Below are 18090 nucleotides of genomic sequence, written 5' to 3' on the forward strand. Positions count from 1 at the left end.
GGCCGTCACTCCATCATCTTCTCAATTGGCAGCACCAGGATAGAGCTTGCCCCCAGCGCCTTCAGTTTTTCCATGGTTTCCCAGAACAGGGTTTCGCTGCTGACCATGTGCATCGCAACGCGCTGTTGATCGCCCGCCAGCGGCAGGATGGTTGGACGCTCAGCGCCCGGCAGCAGGGCAATCACTTCATCCAGACGTTCGGTTGGAGCGTGCATCATGATGTATTTGGATTCACGCGCCTGAATTACACCCTGAATACGGGTCAGGAGTTTGTCGATCAGCTGTTGCTTGGCGTCGGCCATGTCGCCGTCACGCTGAATCAGGCACGCTTTGGAACGGTAGATGACTTCCACTTCGCGCAGACCGTTTGCTTCGAGCGTTGCGCCGGTAGAGACGAGGTCACAGATGGCGTCCGCAAGACCCGCACGCGGCGCCACTTCAACAGAGCCGTTCAGCAGGCAGGATTTAAACTGCACGCCTTTCTGGTCGAGATAACGCTTTAACAGGTGAGGGTAAGAGGTAGCGATACGTTTGCCGTTCAGCGCGGCCGGGCCGTCCCACGCTTCATCAACCGGCGTCGCCAGCGACAGGCGGCAGCCGCCGAAGTCCAGGCGACGCAGGGTGAAGTAACGCGGGTCTTCACCCTGAGCGCGGCGGGTCAGCAGCTCTTCTTCCAGCACGTTTTCACCGATGATGCCGAGGTCAACGACGCCATCCATGACCAGGCCGGGAATATCGTCATCACGCACGCGCAGAATGTCGATGGGCATGTTTTCAGCCAGAGCAATCAGGCGCTGGGTGTGCAGGTTAATTTTAATCCCGCAGCGGGCCAGCAGTTCGCGTGAATCGTCACTCAAACGGCCTGATTTTTGAATAGCTATGCGTAAACGTGAGTTATCTAACATTCTTTATTCCTCGTTAACCTGTTTTAATCTGTCTGAATTCGATCCAAAAAAAAGCCCCCGGAAGAAGATCTTCCGGGGGCTTTTCATGCGTTCATGCACCACTGGAAGATCCAAACGTCTTCCAGCACACATCGCCTGAAAGACTAGTCAGGATGATGGTGATGATGGTGGTGTTTAAATTGAACGCGTGTCATATAAATTCTCGATGAATGCTTATTCATTTGATGTCTTTTAACCTAAACCAGTTGTACGACATATTGCAAGGGCTTTTTTTGATCATTAATTCATTTCATATTGATGCTATGAATTGTGTGTTCTGCAGGGCTGGCGTAGCCTTATAAAAGACGAGTGAGAGTCAGGAGAATTCGCATGAAAAAGGTCGCGATTGTCGGTTTAGGATGGCTGGGAATGCCGCTGGCGATGTCATTAGCCGCGAAAGGCTGGCAGGTGACCGGGAGCAAAACCACGGCGGATGGGGTAGAGGCAGCGCGCATGTGCGGTATTGACGGCGTTGAGCTGCGCCTTGAGCCGCAGCTGGTGTGCGATGCTGACGATCTGGACACGCTGATGAACGTCGATGCGCTGGTGATAACCTTACCCGCCCGGCGCAGCGGGCCGGGCGAGTCATTTTATCTGCAGGCGATGCAGGAGATTGTCGACAGCGCGCTGGCGCACCATGTTCCGCGCATCATTTTTACCAGTTCGACCTCGGTCTACGGTGAGGTTGAAGGCGTAGTGAAAGAGACTTCCGAGCGCCGCCCCGTTACCGCGAGCGGTCAGGTCCTGAAAGAGCTGGAAGACTGGCTGCATAATCTCCCCGGCACGCAGGTCGATATCGTCCGACTGGCGGGACTGGTTGGCCCCGGGCGACATCCGGGACGTTTTTTTGCCGGGAAGTCTGCGCCAGACGGCCAGCACGTCGTCAACCTGGTGCATCTTGGCGATGTCATTGGCGCGATTGAGCTACTCTTACAGGCTCCGAAAGGTGGACACATCTATAATATATGTGCACCGTCTCATCCGGCGCGCAGCACGTTTTACCCGCTGATGGCGCGCCAGCTGGGCCTGGCGCCACCGGTTTTTGGTGAGGCAAAGGATGAAAGTAAAGGCAAAATTGTTGATGGCAATCGTATTTGTCATGAGCTGGGGTTTGAGTATCAGTATCCCGATCCGCTGGTGATGCCCATGGAATAAGTCCCGCAGCGGAGACGATCGCACACCGGAAGGGGGCGAATATGAAACCGCTGCTGGATGTTCTTATTATTCTGGATGCACTGGAAAAAGAGGGGAGCTTTGCGGCTGCGTCGGCAAAGCTCTTTAAAACTCCGTCGGCGCTGAGCTATACCGTCCAAAAACTGGAAAGCGATCTCAATATCCAGATCCTCGATCGCTCCGGGCACCGCGCACGGTTTACCCGAACCGGACAAATGCTGCTGGAAAAGGGACGCGAAGTCCTACATACCGTTCGCGAACTGGAAAAACAGGCCGTCAAACTCCATCAGGGATGGGAAAACGAGCTGGTTATTGGCGTGGATGATACCTTTCCTTTTTCTCTCCTGACGCCGCTGATTGAAGCCTTCTATCAACACCACAGCGTGACCCGGCTTATCTTTATCAACGGCGTGCTGGGGGGCTCCTGGGATGCCTTAACCCAGGGCAGGGCGGATATTTTTGTCGGCGCACTCCATGAACCACCTCAGTTGAGTGATTTTGGGTTTGCCCGTCTGGGCGTACTGGAGCAGGTGTTCGCGGTGGCACCCCATCACCCGCTGGCTCAGGAGCCAGAGCCCCTAAACCGACGCGTGATTAAGGGCTATCGCGCGATAGTGGTCGGAGACAGTTCTCGTCCTGAATGTGCGATTTCCTCGCAGCTGCTTGATGAGCAAGAAGCCATTACCGTTTTTGACTTTAAAACCAAGCTGGAACTGCAAATAAGCGGTCTGGGCTGCGGCTATTTACCCCGTTATCTGGCGCAGCGGTTTATTGATAGCGGTGCGCTTGTTGAAAAACAGGTACTTGCTCAAAGCAGTAATGAATCGGTGTGGGTCGGCTGGAATGAACAAACTGCCGGGCTGGCCAGCGCCTGGTGGCGGGACGAAATTTTAGCAAATAGTGCTATCGCCGCCGTTTACTCTCAGTCCGACGTCCAGAAATCAGCCAGTTAGCAAAAAGAAAATTGTCCCGTGCTTTGCAAAGTATTGCCTTTTGTATCCGATGTGGGGCAAAATGCCGCCGCTGCAACCAAATGAATAATCGACGATATAAAAGGCGTCGGTTATTTTTTTTTGCATGTACGAAACGAAACTAAAAACCAAGAGGCCGGGCTTCGTACCGGATAGATATTTACTAAAATCCGACAGTTGTTGTCGCTGAGGAAGAAAGAAATGGGGCAATTTTTCGCTTACGTGGCGGTTATCACCGTAAAGGAGAATAACTATGTCGCATAACGCAACTCCAAACACCTCTCGCGTGGAATTACGTAAAACGCTTACGTTGATTCCGGTTGTTATGATGGGCCTGGCCTATATGCAACCAATGACGCTGTTCGATACATTCGGTATCGTATCGGGCCTCACCGACGGTCACGTTGCGACGGCATACGCCTTCGCGCTGATCGCGATCCTCTTTACCGCGCTGAGCTACGGAAAACTGGTCCGCCGTTTCCCGTCTGCAGGCTCCGCGTACACCTATGCTCAGAAATCCATTAGCCCTGCAGTCGGGTTTATGGTGGGCTGGTCATCTCTGCTGGACTATCTGTTCATGCCGATGATCAACATTCTGCTGGCAAAAATTTACTTTGAAGCGCTGGTGCCTTCCGTGCCGTCGTGGATCTTCGTTGTGGCGCTGGTGGCCTTTATGACCATTTCTAACCTGCGCAGCATCAAGACCGTGGCTAACTTTAACACCCTGATTGTGATTCTGCAGATGGGCATTGTGGCGGTTATCGTTGGCCTGATCATCTACGGTGTTTCTCACGGTGAAGGTGCCGGCACGCTGACCAGCACGCGTCCATTCTGGTCTGAGGGTGCACACGTGGTGCCGATGATCACCGGTGCGACGATTTTGTGCTTCTCGTTCCTTGGTTTTGACGGTATCTCTTCTCTGTCAGAAGAGACCAAAGACGCTGAGCGCGTGATCCCGAAAGCGATTTTCCTGACCGCGCTGATTGGCGGCATGATCTTCATCGGGGCTTCCTACTTCCTGCAGCTGTACTTCCCGGACATCTCTCGCTTTAAAGATCCGGATGCGTCGCAGCCTGAAATCATGCTGTACGTTGCGGGTAAAACCTTCCAGTGGGGCGTGCTGATTTTCTCCAGCGTAACCGTACTGGCGTCCGGTATGGCGGCACACGCAGGTGTTTCTCGTCTGATGTACGTTATGGGCCGCGATGGCGTGTTCCCGACTCGTTTCTTCGGTTATGTGCATCCAAAATGGCGTACGCCGGCGTGGAACGTGCTGCTGGTTGGCGCTATTGCTCTGCTGGCGATTAAATTCGACCTGGTGACGGCAACTGCGCTGATTAACTTCGGTGCGCTGGTGGCGTTCACCTTCGTTAACCTCTCTGTGATCTCGCAGTTCTGGATCCGTGAGAAGCGCAACAAAACGCTGAAAGACCATTTCAACTATCTGGTACTGCCTGTGTGTGGCGCGCTGACAGTGGGTGCACTGTGGATTAACCTGGAAGAGAGCTCTATGGTTCTGGGTCTGATCTGGGGCGGTATCGGTCTGGTTTACCTGGCCTGCGTCACGAAGAGCTTCCGTAACCCGGTTCCTCAGTACGAAGACGTTGCGTAATACCGTGTCGGGTGGCGGCTACGCCTTACCCGACCTACAAAACCCGTAGGCCCGCGTAAGCGCAGCGCCACCGGGCAAAAAAAACCGGAGACTATCGCCTCCGGTTTTTTTATCTCTGAATTTCAGACTATCTCTTGTGCGTACTTGAATAACGCTTTCAGCAGCGCCTGCTTCTCTTCATTCCCTTCGTATTGGCCGTAAAGCATCTCCAGCTCCTGTGCGTAGTTGTGCAGATACTCTGGCGTAAACACGTTGCGACGATGCTGCAGCCAGCGTTCCTGCTCTGCTTCATCCAGCGTGCCGGGGTAGTTACGCGCGCGGTAATTAAACATCAGTTTTTCGATGCGTTTATCGGCGAAAGTGATATCCAGCGCCGGTAAGTTACGCGGCTCGGTTTGCAGCACGATATTCATGGCAGCGCGATCGGCATCGCTGAAGAACCCGTTGTACAGCTGGGCATCCACGTTTTCTGACGGCGCGAACGGCTCGGCTTCGGCAAAGATGGCGACCACTTTCTCGCGCACCTGCGGGTTTTCACGCAGTACTTTCAGGTTATCGAGGCAATGCTGACGGTTAATGCCCAGTCTGTCGGCATCTTCCTGGCGCAGCGTATTCGCCTGCGCCAGTACCGGGCATTTATTGATATGCACCAGTTTGACCGGCACCGCAGGCAGATCGCCGAGTTCATTTTTCGGGGTGTACAGCCGTTCGCGCAGGGTATCGCTGTCGAGCTCCAGCAGCGGCGAAATATCGCCGGCTAAATCCACCATGATGACCGCATTACGGTTGTCAGGATGCCACGCCAGCGGTGCGACCCAGCTGGTATTGCCGCGCCAGGCGCCAAACATGCCGGAAATATGCACCAGGGGTTTCATCTGCGGTACGTCGATAAGGGTCATGAGCTTCTGCTTGCTGCGATGGCTTAGCAGATACTCAAACAGCCTTGGCTGTGCGGCTTTCACCAGCCTCGCCATGGCAATGGTGGCATAGACGTCGGCCATCGCGTCGTGGGCATTGCTGTGCTCGATACCGTTGGCGCGCGTCAGGTGCTCCAGCCGGAAGCTCGTCAGTCCTTCCTCATTTTCCGGCCAGTTAATGCCTTCAGGACGCAGCGCATAACAGGCGCGCATGATGTCGAGTAAATCCCAGCGCGAATTACGGTTTTGCCAGCTCCAGGCATAGGGATCGTAGAAGTTGCGATAGAAGATATTGCGCGTCACTTCGTCATCGAAACGGATGTTGTTGTAACCGACCACGCAGGTATGGGGGACGGTGAACAGATCGTGGATGCGGCGGGCGAATTCTGCCTCGCTAACGCCTTTTTCCCGCGCTTCCTGAGGCGTGATCCCGGTGACCATGACCGCGCCCGGCTGCGGGAGGTAGTCATCAGCCGGTTTGCAGTAGAAGACCTCAGGCTCGCCAATGATGTTGAATTCGTCGTCGGTACGGATGGCGGCAAACTGCGCCGGTCGGTCCAGCGCCGGGTGAGTGCCAAAGGTTTCGTAATCGTGGAACAAAAAAGTCGGGCGTGCGGCAGAGTCAGACACCAGTAATACCATCCTGTTAAAAAATGACGTCACTATGGTAAACGATCGCACGGGTCAGACCGAATAAAAAGCACCGCCGTGGTACAAATTTGCGTGCCAGCTTCAGCGGAAAACCTGCGTCCTGTCACATTTTTTTGCAATTAAGCCAGGTAACGACATCAGAACTCCCGTAAAAAGGTCATCGATTTTTAATGACCTGAGGATATACCGTTGAAACGCCGTCTGTTTATTGCTGTTTCTTTACTCGCTTCGAGTGTCTCATCTGCTTTTGCGGCCGAACCACTGGATTTTTCGCCGCAGCCTCCGGCCATTCAGGCTGGCTCCTGGGTGCTGATGGATTACACGACTGGTCAGATCTTAACGGCGGGCAACGAACATCAACAACGTAATCCGGCGAGCCTTACCAAGCTGATGACGGGCTATGTGGTGGATCGGGCCATTGATAGCCATCGCATTACGCCGGACGACATTGTCACCGTAGGACGTGATGCGTGGGCAAAAGGGAACCCGGTGTTTGACGGCTCGTCGCTGATGTTCCTGAAAGAGGGCGATCGCGTCTCCGTGCGCGATCTGAGCCGCGGTCTGATTGTCGATTCCGGTAACGATGCCTGCGTGGCGCTGGCCGATCACGTGGCGGGCGGCCAGCCGCAGTTTGTGAAGATGATGAATGACTATGTGCAAAAGCTGAACCTTCGCGATACGCACTTTGAAACCGTCCACGGTCTGGACGCGCCGGGCCAGCACAGCTCTGCTTATGATCTGGCCGTACTCTCCCGGGCTATCATCCACGGCGAGCCTGAGTTTTACCATATGTACAGCGAAAAGAGCCTCACCTGGAATGGGATCACCCAGCAAAACCGCAACGGCCTGCTGTGGGATAAAACCATGAACGTGGACGGACTTAAAACGGGGCATACCTCGGGGGCGGGTTTTAACCTGATTGCGTCCGCCGTTGACGGCCAGCGCCGTTTAATCGCGGTAGTCATGGGGGCGGACAGCCCGAAAGGGCGTGAGGACCAGGCCCGGAAACTCCTGCACTGGGGGCAGCAGAATTTTGATACGGTGCAGATCCTGCACAATGGTAAAAAAGTGGGGACAGAGCGTATCTGGTACGGCGATAAGGAGCAGGTGAAACTGGGCACTGACCAGGACTTCTGGCTGGCCCTGCCGAAAGCGGAAGTGCCGAACATCAAAGCCAAATACGTGCTGGATAAAAAAGAGCTGGAAGCGCCAATTGCTGCGCATCAGCGTGTCGGGGAGATCCAACTCTATGACCGCGACAAAGTGGTGGCACACTGGCCGCTGGTGACGCTGGAAGCCGTTGATAAAGGTGGTCTGTTCTCCCGCATGAGCGATTATTTGCATCACACGCTTTAACTGCTGCTGAGCAGACTGGCAGGGTTGCGAGTCTGCTCACATAATAAACACTTCACGTTTGCTGAACGGTCAGAACTCGCTTTATAGTGTATGTATATACAGTAATAAATGGAGGCAGCATGGACTACAGCATTAAGCAGCAACAGAAACGTAAGATTGCCGGTTTTCATTTGGTCGGGCCGTGGGAACACACGGTAAAACAGGGCTTTGAACAGCTGGTGATGTGGGTGGACGGGCGTAACATTCAGCCGCTGGAGTGGGTTGCGGTCTACTACGATAACCCCGATGAGGTCCCGGCAGAAAAACTGCGCTGTGATACGGCCGTCACGGTACCGGACGATTTCATCATTCCGGAAAACAGCGAAGGCGTCATGATGACGGAAATCGCGGCCGGTGATTATGCCGTGGCGACGGCGCGTGTGGAAAACTACGACTTTGCCACGCCGTGGTATCAGTTCTTTAATTCCCTGTTGCAGGACAATAAGTACCAGATGGCGCTCAAACCCTGCTTCGAGCGTTATCTCAATGACGGCAATGCGGACGGCTACTGGGATATTGAAATGTTTATCGCAGTAGAGCACAAAACGGTTTAGGCCTGCTAAATGAAGGGTTTTTCAGCCGGAAGCGATCCGCCCGGCTGAAAACACAGTACAATTGTGATTTGCCGTGTAGCTGGAGAGCGGGTGTGCGTCCCGACAAATCATTAACCCCTTTTGAAATTCGTTTATACAAACACTACCGCGTGGTGCATGGATGTCGCATCGCGCTGGCGTTCGTGTTGACGTTTGTCCTGGTCCGTTTGCTGGATGTTCCGGAAGGGACGTGGCCGCTGATCACACTGGTAGTGGTGATGGGGCCCATCTCGTTTTGGGGAAACGTTGTCCCTCGCGCCTTCGAGCGAATTGGTGGGACCGTTTTAGGCTCGGCACTCGGGCTTATCGCCCTGAAGCTGGAGCTTATCTCGTTTCCGGTCATGCTGACATGGTGCGGTGCCGCCATGTTCCTGTGCGGCTGGCTGGCGTTGGGCAAAAGACCGTATCAGGCGCTGCTGATTGGTATTACTCTCGCTGTGGTTGTCGGTGCACCCGCCGGGGATATGACCACCGCGCTGTGGCGAAGCGGGGATGTCATCCTGGGGTCACTGCTGGCCATGCTCTTTACCGGTATCTGGCCGCAGCGTGCTTTTCTGCACTGGCGCATTCAGATGGCCAATTACGTCACCGCGTTTAACCGCGTCTATCAGGCCGGGTTTTCCCCCAATCTGGTTGAGCGTCCCCGGCTGGAAAAGCATCTGCAAACGATCCTTAACGACGTGGTCAAAATGCGCGGCCTGATCACGCCCGCCAGTAAAGAAACCCATATTCAGAAAGCGATTTTCGAAGCCATCCAGACGGTAAGCCGCAATCTGGTCTGTATGCTTGAACTGCAGATCAACGCCCACTGGGCCTCGCGCCCCAGCCATTTGCTGATGCTTAACGCGCAGACCCTCAAAGAGACCCAGCAGATGACGCAGCAAACGTTGTTGACCATCGCTCATGCGCTCTATGAAGGTAACCCGCAGCCGATACTGGCGAACAGCGAGCGGCTGAATGAGATCGTTGCGGAGCTGAAGCAGTTAATCAATGAACGCCAGAGCGATAACGTGGCAGAAACGCCTATTCATGGCTATGTCTGGCTGAGTATGGAACTGGCGCGTCAGCTTGAGCTGTTATCGCATCTTATTTGCCGGGCGCTGCGCAAATAAAAGGCGTATGTGACGCCTGCTGCTTCGATTCAGCAGCAATTGGGGTTATGATAGCTTTAAACGATATACTCATTGTCATTCGCAGCCGCTGTCAGTAAGGTTATTGTTACAACGGTTGCTTTAACGAATCCGAATCTCACATTATCAGGGGTGTAAAAATGGAAACTACCAAGCCTTCGTTCCAGGATGTTCTGGAATTCGTCCGCCTGTTCCGCCGCAAAAACAAACTGCAGCGTGAAATCCAGGACGTTGAGAAGAAGATCCGTGACAACCAGAAGCGTGTTCTGCTGCTCGACAACCTGAGCGACTACATCAAGCCAGGCATGAGCGTTGAAGCTATTCAGGGCATCATCGCCAGCATGAAGAGCGACTATGAAGACCGCGTTGATGACTACATCATCAAAAACGCTGAGCTGTCCAAAGAGCGTCGTGACATCTCTAAGAAGCTGAAAGTGATGGGCGAAATCAAGAACGGCGAAGCAAAAAGCGAGTAATCGCAGCGAATAGTGAAAAAGGCTCTCTGGTGACAGAGAGCCTTTTTTTATGATTCAGAACGCGGCTGTAGCTGATAAATCCAGGCATTAACCTGTTTGCCTTCGAGAGTGGTCACCGTGACCTCAACCCGATCGTAGCCGTCTTCAAATTCATCCAGCATTTGCCAGTGTGTGGCGAGGTTATCAGAGATAAACAGATAGCCTTCAACGCGTGGTCCATCGGGATGGAGCACAATTCCCGGGAAGTCTGCCGCAGCACCCCAGCCTCGTTCGTAAAACGTGCCGGATACGAAGCCAGCCAGCCATTCGCCGCCGATGTTTTCAAGAATATGTGCATTAGAATGGCCCGGACGCAGCGTGCCGTAGACAAACAGAGCGTTCATTTTCCCTCACCCGCAAAGCAAAAAGCCTGCTTTAAAAGCAGGCTTTTTAAATTTGGCTCCTCTGACTGGACTCGAACCAGTGACATACGGATTAACAGTCCGCCGTTCTACCGACTGAACTACAGAGGAATCGTTGTGGAGGCTTATCTTAGCGGCGAAAAAAGTTTTGTCAAACCTGATCTTAGGGAAAATCGACTGATTGATGATTCTGTCGTCAGTTTGTTGTAAATCCACACATCTTTTTCTGGAAAATACTTTGCAGGATGAGCTTTTCTCCCCCATCATTTGAAATGGAGTTTCAACTTTTCTCGCTAAGGTCCATTTTGAACGTCACTGCCTCCTTACGCCAGGCGATAACGCGCACGCCATGGTATGCAAAACGTAAAAGCTATCGTGTTCTGTTCTGGCGTGAAATCACCCCTCTTGCTGTGCCTATCTTTCTTGAAAATACCTGCGTTCTGCTGATGGGGGTTCTGAGTACCTTCCTCGTGAGCTGGCTGGGGAAAGAGGCGATGGCTGGGGTCGGGCTGGCGGACAGCTTTAACATGGTGGTGATCTCGTTCTTTGCCGCTATAGACCTCGGAACGACGGTTGTGGTGGCCTTTAGCCTTGGCAAGCTTGACCCCAAACGTGCGCGCGAGGCGGCCCGCCAGTCGCTGATGATCATGACCATTTTTTCGATCGTTCTGGCGGCGGTGATCCACTATTTCGGTAAAGAGATTATCGATTTTGTCGCCGGGGAAGCCACGAATGAGGTTAAAGACCTGGCGCTGACCTACCTGGAAATGACCGTCTTAAGCTATCCGGCAGCGGCCATTGCGCTGATTGGCAGCGGTGCGCTGCGCGGGGCGGGCAACACCAAAATCCCGCTGCTGATCAATGGCGGGATGAATATCCTGAATATTATTATCAGCAGCGTGCTGATCTACGGTGCGTTCTCGTGGGAGGGGCTGGGGTTCGTCGGTGCCGGACTGGGGTTAACCATTTCACGCTATATCGGTGCGGTGGCCATCATCGGGGTGCTGATGGCGGGGTTCACGCCTTCGCTGCGTCTTACGCTGAAAAGCTATTTCCGTCCCTTTAATTTCGCCATTATCTGGGAAGTGATGGGGATCGGCATTCCCGCGAGCATTGAATCGGTGTTGTTTAACGGCGGGAAGCTGCTCACGCAGATGTTTGTCGCCGGGATGGGGACCGACGTTATCGCCGGTAACTTCATCGCCTTTTCCATCGCCTCGCTGATTAACCTGCCGGGCAATGCGCTGGGTTCGGCCTCGACCATCATCACGGGTAAACGGCTCGGGAAAGGGCAGATAGGGCAGGCAGAACGGCAGCTGCGTCACGTGTTCTGGCTGTCGACCATTGGGCTGACTCTGATCGCGTGGGGCACCGCGCCGTTTGCCGGGCTGATGGCCTCGTTCTATACCCATGAAGATGATGTTAAAGAGGTCGTAAAGGTCCTTATCTGGCTCAACGCAGCCTTTATGCCCATCTGGGCGGCCTCATGGGTTTTGCCCGCTGGGCTGAAAGGTGCGCGCGATGCCCGCTTTGCAATGTGGGTATCAATGCTCGGCATGTGGGGATGTCGCGTTGTCGCAGGGTATACGCTCGGGGTGATGCTCGGATGGGGTGTGATCGGCGTCTGGCTGGGGATGTTCCTTGACTGGGCCGTGCGGGGCGCGCTGTTCTACTGGCGTATGGTCAGCGGGCGCTGGCTGTGGAAATATCCTCGAAAGAATGCCTGACAATTGCGCGAAATGGAGAATAATTCGGCAAACGATCGGAAATATGCATTCTGCCTTTGACATCATGGGGGAGCATCGATAATATGCGCCCCGTTCACACGATTCCTCTGTAGTTCAGTCGGTAGAACGGCGGACTGTTAATCCGTATGTCACTGGTTCGAGTCCAGTCAGAGGAGCCAAATTTGAAAAGCCTGCTTTTAAAGCAGGCTTTTTGCTTTTCTGCGTTTAGCAAAAAGTTGTCGGGTGGCGCTACGCTTACCAGACCTACGGATCGGTAGGCCGGGTAAGGCAAAGCCGCCACCCGGCAAAAGCCGCACTATCGATCCAGGCTAATCGGCACCGTTGCCTCAATCAGCCACGAACGCGCATCGCTATTCACCAGGGGTAACAGCGACTCACGTACCTGCTGGTGATACGCATCTAGCCACTGTTTTTCCTGCTCGCTCAGCAGTTGCAGCTCGACCTGGCTCAAATCGACAGGGATCAGCGTCAGCGAGGAAAACGTGCAGAATCCCGGACGACTTTCGACAACTTCCACCTGGTTTTCAATGCGAATACCGTGGCTATCGCCCAGATAGTATCCCGGTTCGATAGTCATGATATTGCCCGCCACCAGCGGCCACGGGTTGACCTTTTTGGCAATACGATGCGGGTTTTCATGGATCAGAAGCTGATGCCCCACGCCATGCCCCGTACCGTGATCGTAATCCAGCCCCATCTCCCACAGCGGACGACGCGCAAAAGCATCCAGCTGATGCCCCTGCGTGCCGGAAGGAAACTGCAGGGTAATTAGCGACAGAAAGCCTCTCAGCACGGCGGTGTAATGCAGGCGCTGCTGCGAATCGACCTTACCCCATGCCAGCGTGCGCGTGGCATCGGTGGTGCCATTAACATACTGGCCGCCGGAATCGTTCAGGTAAAAATGATCATGACCGATGGGCTTGTTGCTGGCCTCGCTCGAATGGTAGTGGCACATCGCCGCATTGCTCGAAGAGGCGGAGATGGTGGCAAAACTCTGCTCGATGAACCCAGGCTGCTGTTGACGGAACGCAAGCTGCTGCGCCTGGGCGTCCAGTTCAGTGAGCGGTTGCCCTGCCGCTTCGCGCAGCGGCACTTCACGGCTCAGCCAGGCGAGGAAGTTGACCCACGCGGCACCGTCCTGGTGATGACACTCGCGGTAACCTGCCAGTTCGACCGGATTTTTAGTGGCCTTCATCAGGGTAATAGGGTCGGTCCGCCAGACAATTTCTCCCCGTGGTTCAATGGCGAAGCGCAGAGCAACCGGCGCGGAATCGGCATCAACCATCACCCGTTTGCCTTCAGCAATCTGCTGGCAGCGTTCAATAAAAGCGTCCTGCGGTGCAATGGTGAACGCATTGCGCACATCGTCAGGCAGGGCGCTGAGCTTATTGTCGTTAACAAACCACTCAACGTGACCGTCACGGCCAAGCAGGACAAAGGAGAGCGGCACCGGGCTGTAAGGGATATCTGCCCCCCGCACGTTCAGGAGCCAGGCGATGTTATCCGGCAGGGTCACGGCCAGATAATCGGCATTGTTCGCCGCCAGCACGGCGGCAACGCGTTGGCGTTTGTCTGCGCTGCTTTCGCCGCTGAGTTCAACCGGCATCTCACGGATAAGCCCCGCCGGTGCGGCAGGGCGGTCAGCCCACAGGGTATCGAAAGGAGATTCACGCAGAGGCACCAGCTCGCACGGTGTGGCAGACAGTTGCTCAAACTCTGTATTGGTCATCAGCAGCGCGTCAAAGCCGATGCGTGTACCTTCCTCAACGTTTTCCACCAGCCATTGCGCCAGCGGCTCGTTATGCAGGTGGTGGATCTCAACCTCATCCGTATTGACCTGCACGCGCGCCTGAACCTGATAGCGGCCATCGACGAACAGCAGCGCTTTGTCCCGCAGCACCAGCGCCACGCCGGCCGAACCGTCAAAGCCCGTCAGCCAGGCCAGCTTTTCATCGTATGGCGCGCAGTATTCACTCTGCCAGGCATCGGCGCGCGGGACGATCATTCCGTCGAGATGGCTGGCTTCAAGCCACTGGCGCAGGGCAGAGAGCGGTGATGTGCTGTACATTATTTATCCTTGTCGTGATTAGCGGAACGGCGGCTCGTTGAAGGTGCGCAGCTTGCGGGAATGGAGCTTGTCACCTTCCGCCCGCAGCAGGTCGATAGCGCGAATGCCAATTTGCAGATGTTCGGATATCGCCCCTTCATAGAAGCGGTTGGCCTGGCCCGGCAGCTTAATTTCGCCGTGCAGCGGCTTATCGGAGACGCACAGCAGCGTGCCGTAGGGAACGCGGAAGCGATAGCCCTGCGCGGCAATGGTGGCGCTTTCCATATCAATCGCCACCGCGCGACTCAGGTTAAACCGCAGCGCGGAGGCAGAGTAGCGCAGCTCCCAGTTGCGGTCATCGGTCGTGACGACCGTGCCGGTGCGCAGGCGCTGTTTAACCTCTTCACCCGGCATGCCGCTGACCTCTTTGGTGGCGTCATACAGCGCACGCTGCACTTCGGCGATGCTCGGGATTGGGATATCCGGCGGCAGTACCGCATCAAGCACGTGGTCGTCACGCAGGTAGGCGTGGGCGAGAACGTAATCGCCAATCAGCTGGCTTTCACGCAGGCCGCCGCAGTGGCCAATCATCAGCCACACGTCCGGGCGCAGTACCGCCAGATGGTCGCAGATAGTTTTCGCATTTGACGGACCCACGCCAATGTTAATCAACGTAATGCCCTGACCGTCGGCGGTGATCAGGTGCCAGGCGGGCATCTGATGTTTTTTCCACGCAAGGTCGGAAATGGCCTGCTCGGGGGCTTCGGTCTCCGCAGTGATCCAGATCCCGCCCGCACAGGACAGCGCGATGTAAGGGCTCTCCGGGTCGAGGATCTGGCTACAGCCCCAGCGGACAAACTCGTCGACGTAGCGGGTGTAGTTGGTAAAGAGTACGAAGGGCTGGAAATGTTCGGCTGGTGTACCGGTGTAGTGGCGCAGGCGCGCCAGGGAGAAATCGACCCGGCGGGCATCAAAATGCGAGAGGGGAGAGAATTCTGCCGGGTGATAAATGCCGTCAGCCGTCTCATCACCAATCTGCGAGAGTTCAGTGGTCGGGAAGTGGCGGGTCAGCCCCGCGCTCATGGAGCGGTCAAGCGTCAACGCTGAGCCGTCAATTACGTAGGGATACGGGATTTCATGCTGAGAAGGCTCAACGGCAATGTGCGCACCGTAGTCCTGGTACAGCAGCGTGAGTTGCTCTTCAAGATAAGGGCGGAACAGTGCAGGGCGGGTAACGGTGGTGCTGTAGCAGCCGGAGTGGGTAAAACGTGCATAGGCGCGAGTTTTCGGCGTAGTGCTGGCGCTGCCGTCCCAGGTCACAGAGAGCGACGGATAAACAAAAAGGCCCTCGGTTCTGGCCTTTTCGTCGGGGAGTTTCCCTGTTTCGATATACTCGCTGATGGCGCTGCGCAGCGCATTGACGGACTGTTCATACAGTGCGTCGAGTTTTTCCAGCGCCTGAGCCGGGGTCAGGCTGGAGCCCTTATTATTCATCTCTGTCTCCTTGTTCCACAGGTGTGCGACTCTACCCGATAGTATGTCACACGCCTGTGAAACAAAAGTGAGATCAGCGGTGGCTCGTCTCTTTCATCAATAGTGCCGTAGCTGCCGACAGCAGGCAGCCGGCCAGCAGATAAATCGCTACGCTGTGCCAGTCTCCGCCGGAGAAGGTCACCAGCGCGGCAGCAATAAACGGCGTAAACCCGCCGCCGACAACGCTTGCAACCTGGTAACCCACACCTGCGCCGCTGTAGCGGTAGCTGGCGCCGAACAGTTCGGTAAACATCGGCTGCTGGACGCAGACCACCATATCGTGAGCGATGTTAGCGAGCATGATGGCAAAGAAGACAATCCAGACGATTGACTGCGCCTCCAGCGCCATAAAGAATGGCCAGGCGCTGAGGGTACCCACCAGCGCTCCGGTAATATAGACGCGACGGCGGCCAAAACGGTCCGCCAGCCAGGCGAAGCAGGGGATAGTCAGGCAGCTGATCCCGCCGACCACCAGGCCGATATTCAGGAACAATTCGCGCGGCAGGCCGAGGTTTTGCGTCGAGTAGTTCAGCGCAAACGCGGTGACGATATACATCGTCAGCAGTTCACACAGGCGCAGGGCGATAATTTTCAGAAAAGCGCCAGGGTGCTGAACCAGGGCTTCCATCACCGGGAGCCGTTTTTTGGCAGCTGGTTTTTCCTGCTGCTGCTGTTCGAATTCAGCGGACTCTTCCATCCCGTTACGGATCCACAGCGCGGCGATGACCAGCACGATGCTGAAGATGAACGGAATGCGCCAGCCCCAGCTCAGGAACTGCTCGTCGGTGGTGAGCTGGCTGATTAAGGAGACCAGCCCGGTGGAAAGGAGCAGACCTACGCCGTACCCGACCTGCACGCCGCTGCTGTAAAATGCTTTCTTATTTTTCGGCGCGCTCTCTACGGATAGCAGCGCCGCGCCCCCCCATTCGCCGCCCACGGCGAAACCCTGAATGGCGCGTAACGTGACCAGCAATACCGGTGCCCACCAGCCGATGGCGGAAAACGAAGGGAGAATGCCAATCAGCGCGGTGGCGATCCCCATCATCCAGACGGTGAGCATCAGCATGCGTTTGCGACCGAGGCGGTCGCCGAAGTGGCCGAAGATCACACCGCCCAGCGGGCGAAACAGAAAGCCGACGCCAAAGGTGGCAAACGCGGCGAGCGTACCCATCGCGGGGCTGATCTGCGGAAAGAACTCGCGGTTAAAGACCAGGGCGGCGGTAATGCCGTAGAGCAGAAAATCATACCAGTCGACGACGGCACCCGCGAAGCTGCCTAAGGCTGCGCGGCGGGCACGATTGAGCGAAGGTGTCTCCTCATTGGGGCGTGTGGAGGTGAGAGTGGAATCCATAGTTGTCCTGTCTGCACTGATTTTTAATTATTGGTATAAGAAAAGGTCACTCACATAGCAGCCGTCGTATAAACGGAACCTATGAGACTACCGCGACAGGGAGGTTGTGCAAACTGATTTTATTTCCTGATGGGTAATGCAAAACGGCTACGCTATGCTTAATAAAGAGCGAAGCGACTGAGGAAGGGAATATGTGTCGTAAAGAGGTGTTGGGCTGTCTTGCTGCATTACTTATCAGCCAGAGCGTGCAGGCGGTGAGCTATCCTTTACCGCCGACGGGCAGTCGTCTGGTGGGCAGCTCTCAGGTCATCACCGTGCCGGATCGCAATACGTTACCGCTTGAAGCGTTTGCCGCGCGCTACGGGCAGGGGCTAAGTAATATGCTGGAAGCGAACCCTGGCGTGGATCCTTTTTTGCCCAAATCCGGCACCCGGCTGGTGATACCCCAGCAGCTGATTTTGCCTGACACCGTCCGGGAAGGCATTATCGTTAATGCGGCAGAAATGCGCCTCTACTACTATCCGCCAGGCGGTAACACCGTTGAAGTGCTGCCCATCGGTATCGGTCAGGCCGGGCGCGAAACGCCGCGTAACTGGGTGACGGCGGTTGAACGCAAGCAGGAAGGACCCACCTGGTCACCTACGCCCAATACGCGCCGCGCCCATGCGGCAGAAGGGAAAACGCTGCCTGCATTTGTTCCTGCCGGTCCAGATAACCCGATGGGGCTGTATGCGATATATATCGGCAGGCTGTACGCCATTCACGGCACAAACTCGAATTTCGGCATCGGGCTACGGGTGAGCCAGGGCTGTATTCGTCTGCGTAATAACGACATCAAATACCTTTTCGATAATGTCCCCGTAGGAACCCGCGTGCAGCTTATCGATCGGCCCGTTAAAACCACCACCGAACCGGACGGTAGCCGCTGGGTGGAAGTGCATGAGCCACTGTCACGTAACCGTGCGGAATTTGAATCAACCAATAAGGTACCGTTGCCGATTACCCCCGCGCTGCGGACACAGTTGATAAACGAGGGGGCGGGTGCTGAGCTGGAACGGCGGTCGGGGATGCCGGTTAAGCTTGGCAACTGAGGGCATTTTGCCGGGTGGCGGCTTCGCCTTACCCGGCCTACCGATCCGTAGGTCGGG

The 18090-nt window shown here is 55.5% G+C and carries 17 protein-coding genes, 2 tRNA genes and 1 other annotated feature; of the genes, 11 read left to right on the forward strand and 8 right to left on the reverse strand.

Going from position 1 to position 18090, the window contains the following annotated elements; all coding sequences use genetic code 11:
• Positions 1 to 5 precede the first annotated feature (5 nt).
• Positions 6 to 905, reverse strand: coding sequence for an ATP phosphoribosyltransferase (gene hisG / locus PYW49_RS15050; RefSeq protein WP_028018500.1), 900 nt, complete (start codon positions 903 to 905; stop codon positions 6 to 8).
• A 45-nt stretch (positions 906 to 950) separates the two neighbouring features.
• Positions 951 to 1073: a sequence feature (His leader region), on the reverse strand.
• The gene (hisL, locus tag PYW49_RS15055) at positions 1049 to 1099 is read right to left on the reverse strand and encodes a his operon leader peptide (protein WP_001364200.1); all 51 of its coding nucleotides are present in this window, start codon (positions 1097 to 1099) and stop codon (positions 1049 to 1051) included. Its footprint overlaps the feature before it by 25 nt.
• A 175-nt stretch (positions 1100 to 1274) precedes the next feature.
• Here hisL and PYW49_RS15060 point away from each other — a divergent pair, with 175 nt between their 5' ends.
• The 4 genes from PYW49_RS15060 to PYW49_RS15075 all read left to right on the forward strand — a co-directional run bounded on the left by PYW49_RS15060 (position 1275) and on the right by PYW49_RS15075 (position 4700).
• Entirely contained in the window at positions 1275 to 2099 is an 825-nt protein-coding gene (locus tag PYW49_RS15060) for an SDR family oxidoreductase (RefSeq protein ID WP_320386860.1), read from the forward strand.
• A 41-nt stretch (positions 2100 to 2140) separates the two neighbouring features.
• Positions 2141 to 3070 carry a LysR substrate-binding domain-containing protein gene (locus PYW49_RS15065; RefSeq protein WP_320386861.1) on the forward strand — a complete coding sequence of 310 codons (930 nt, stop codon included), beginning with the start codon at positions 2141 to 2143 and terminating at the stop codon, positions 3068 to 3070.
• 219 nt (positions 3071 to 3289) lie between these two features.
• Positions 3290 to 3352, forward strand: coding sequence for a membrane protein YoeI (yoeI, locus tag PYW49_RS15070; protein ID WP_099458931.1), 63 nt, complete (start codon positions 3290 to 3292; stop codon positions 3350 to 3352).
• Positions 3342 to 4700 (forward strand): APC family permease, encoded by a 1359-nt coding sequence (locus tag PYW49_RS15075; RefSeq protein ID WP_320386862.1) that lies wholly within the window; start codon positions 3342 to 3344, stop codon positions 4698 to 4700. The genes yoeI and PYW49_RS15075 overlap by 11 nt, the downstream gene beginning before the upstream one ends.
• Positions 4701 to 4822: 122 nt before the next feature.
• Here the strand turns inward: PYW49_RS15075 and sbcB are convergent, their stop codons facing one another.
• Complete coding sequence (gene sbcB, locus PYW49_RS15080; RefSeq protein WP_407057614.1) at positions 4823 to 6259, reverse strand: exodeoxyribonuclease I; 1437 nt, start codon at positions 6257 to 6259, stop codon at positions 4823 to 4825.
• Between the two features lie 198 nt (positions 6260 to 6457).
• On the opposite strand from sbcB, the gene dacD reads away from it, so the two are divergent.
• The 4 genes from dacD (at position 6458) to PYW49_RS15100 (ending at position 9862) form a co-directional block, all read left to right on the forward strand.
• Entirely contained in the window at positions 6458 to 7624 is a 1167-nt protein-coding gene (gene dacD, locus PYW49_RS15085; protein ID WP_045887846.1) for a serine-type D-Ala-D-Ala carboxypeptidase DacD, read from the forward strand.
• Between the two features lie 119 nt (positions 7625 to 7743).
• Complete coding sequence (gene sbmC, locus PYW49_RS15090) at positions 7744 to 8217, forward strand: DNA gyrase inhibitor SbmC (RefSeq protein WP_134347959.1); 474 nt, start codon at positions 7744 to 7746, stop codon at positions 8215 to 8217.
• A gap of 92 nt (positions 8218 to 8309) precedes the next feature.
• Complete coding sequence (locus PYW49_RS15095; protein WP_320386863.1) at positions 8310 to 9368, forward strand: FUSC family protein; 1059 nt, start codon at positions 8310 to 8312, stop codon at positions 9366 to 9368.
• A 158-nt stretch (positions 9369 to 9526) separates the two neighbouring features.
• Positions 9527 to 9862: a DUF496 family protein gene (locus PYW49_RS15100; RefSeq protein WP_008499467.1), complete on the forward strand. Its 336-nt coding sequence runs from the start codon at positions 9527 to 9529 to the stop codon at positions 9860 to 9862.
• Positions 9863 to 9909: 47 nt separating this feature from the next.
• Here PYW49_RS15100 and PYW49_RS15105 read toward each other — a convergent pair whose 3' ends face one another.
• A complete protein-coding gene (locus PYW49_RS15105; RefSeq protein WP_134347960.1) occupies positions 9910 to 10245 on the reverse strand; it encodes a gamma-glutamylcyclotransferase family protein in 336 nt (111 codons plus the stop codon).
• Between the two features lie 53 nt (positions 10246 to 10298).
• Positions 10299 to 10374, reverse strand: a tRNA-Asn gene (locus tag PYW49_RS15110).
• 161 nt (positions 10375 to 10535) lie between these two features.
• Here PYW49_RS15110 and emmdR point away from each other — a divergent pair.
• Positions 10536 to 11990 carry a multidrug efflux MATE transporter EmmdR gene (gene emmdR / locus PYW49_RS15115; RefSeq protein WP_320386864.1) on the forward strand — a complete coding sequence of 485 codons (1455 nt, stop codon included), beginning with the start codon at positions 10536 to 10538 and terminating at the stop codon, positions 11988 to 11990.
• 103 nt (positions 11991 to 12093) lie between these two features.
• Positions 12094 to 12169 (forward strand) — tRNA-Asn (locus PYW49_RS15120).
• Between the two features lie 137 nt (positions 12170 to 12306).
• Here PYW49_RS15120 and PYW49_RS15125 read toward each other — a convergent pair.
• The 3 genes from PYW49_RS15125 to shiA all read right to left on the reverse strand — a co-directional run bounded on the left by PYW49_RS15125 (position 12307) and on the right by shiA (position 16942).
• Entirely contained in the window at positions 12307 to 14079 is a 1773-nt protein-coding gene (locus PYW49_RS15125; RefSeq protein ID WP_320386865.1) for an aminopeptidase P family protein, read from the reverse strand.
• Positions 14080 to 14097: 18 nt separating this feature from the next.
• A complete protein-coding gene (locus PYW49_RS15130; RefSeq protein ID WP_134347963.1) occupies positions 14098 to 15552 on the reverse strand; it encodes an AMP nucleosidase in 1455 nt (484 codons plus the stop codon).
• 73 nt (positions 15553 to 15625) lie between these two features.
• Positions 15626 to 16942 (reverse strand): shikimate transporter, encoded by a 1317-nt coding sequence (gene shiA, locus PYW49_RS15135; RefSeq protein WP_320386866.1) that lies wholly within the window; start codon positions 16940 to 16942, stop codon positions 15626 to 15628.
• Between the two features lie 191 nt (positions 16943 to 17133).
• Here shiA and ldtA point away from each other — a divergent pair, with 191 nt between their 5' ends.
• Positions 17134 to 18033: a L,D-transpeptidase gene (gene ldtA, locus PYW49_RS15140; RefSeq protein ID WP_320386867.1), complete on the forward strand. Its 900-nt coding sequence runs from the start codon at positions 17134 to 17136 to the stop codon at positions 18031 to 18033.
• Positions 18034 to 18090: the final 57 nt, after the last annotated feature.

It is taken from the genome of Enterobacter chinensis, from assembly GCF_034008295.1.
GTDB lineage: Bacteria > Pseudomonadota > Gammaproteobacteria > Enterobacterales > Enterobacteriaceae > Enterobacter > Enterobacter chinensis.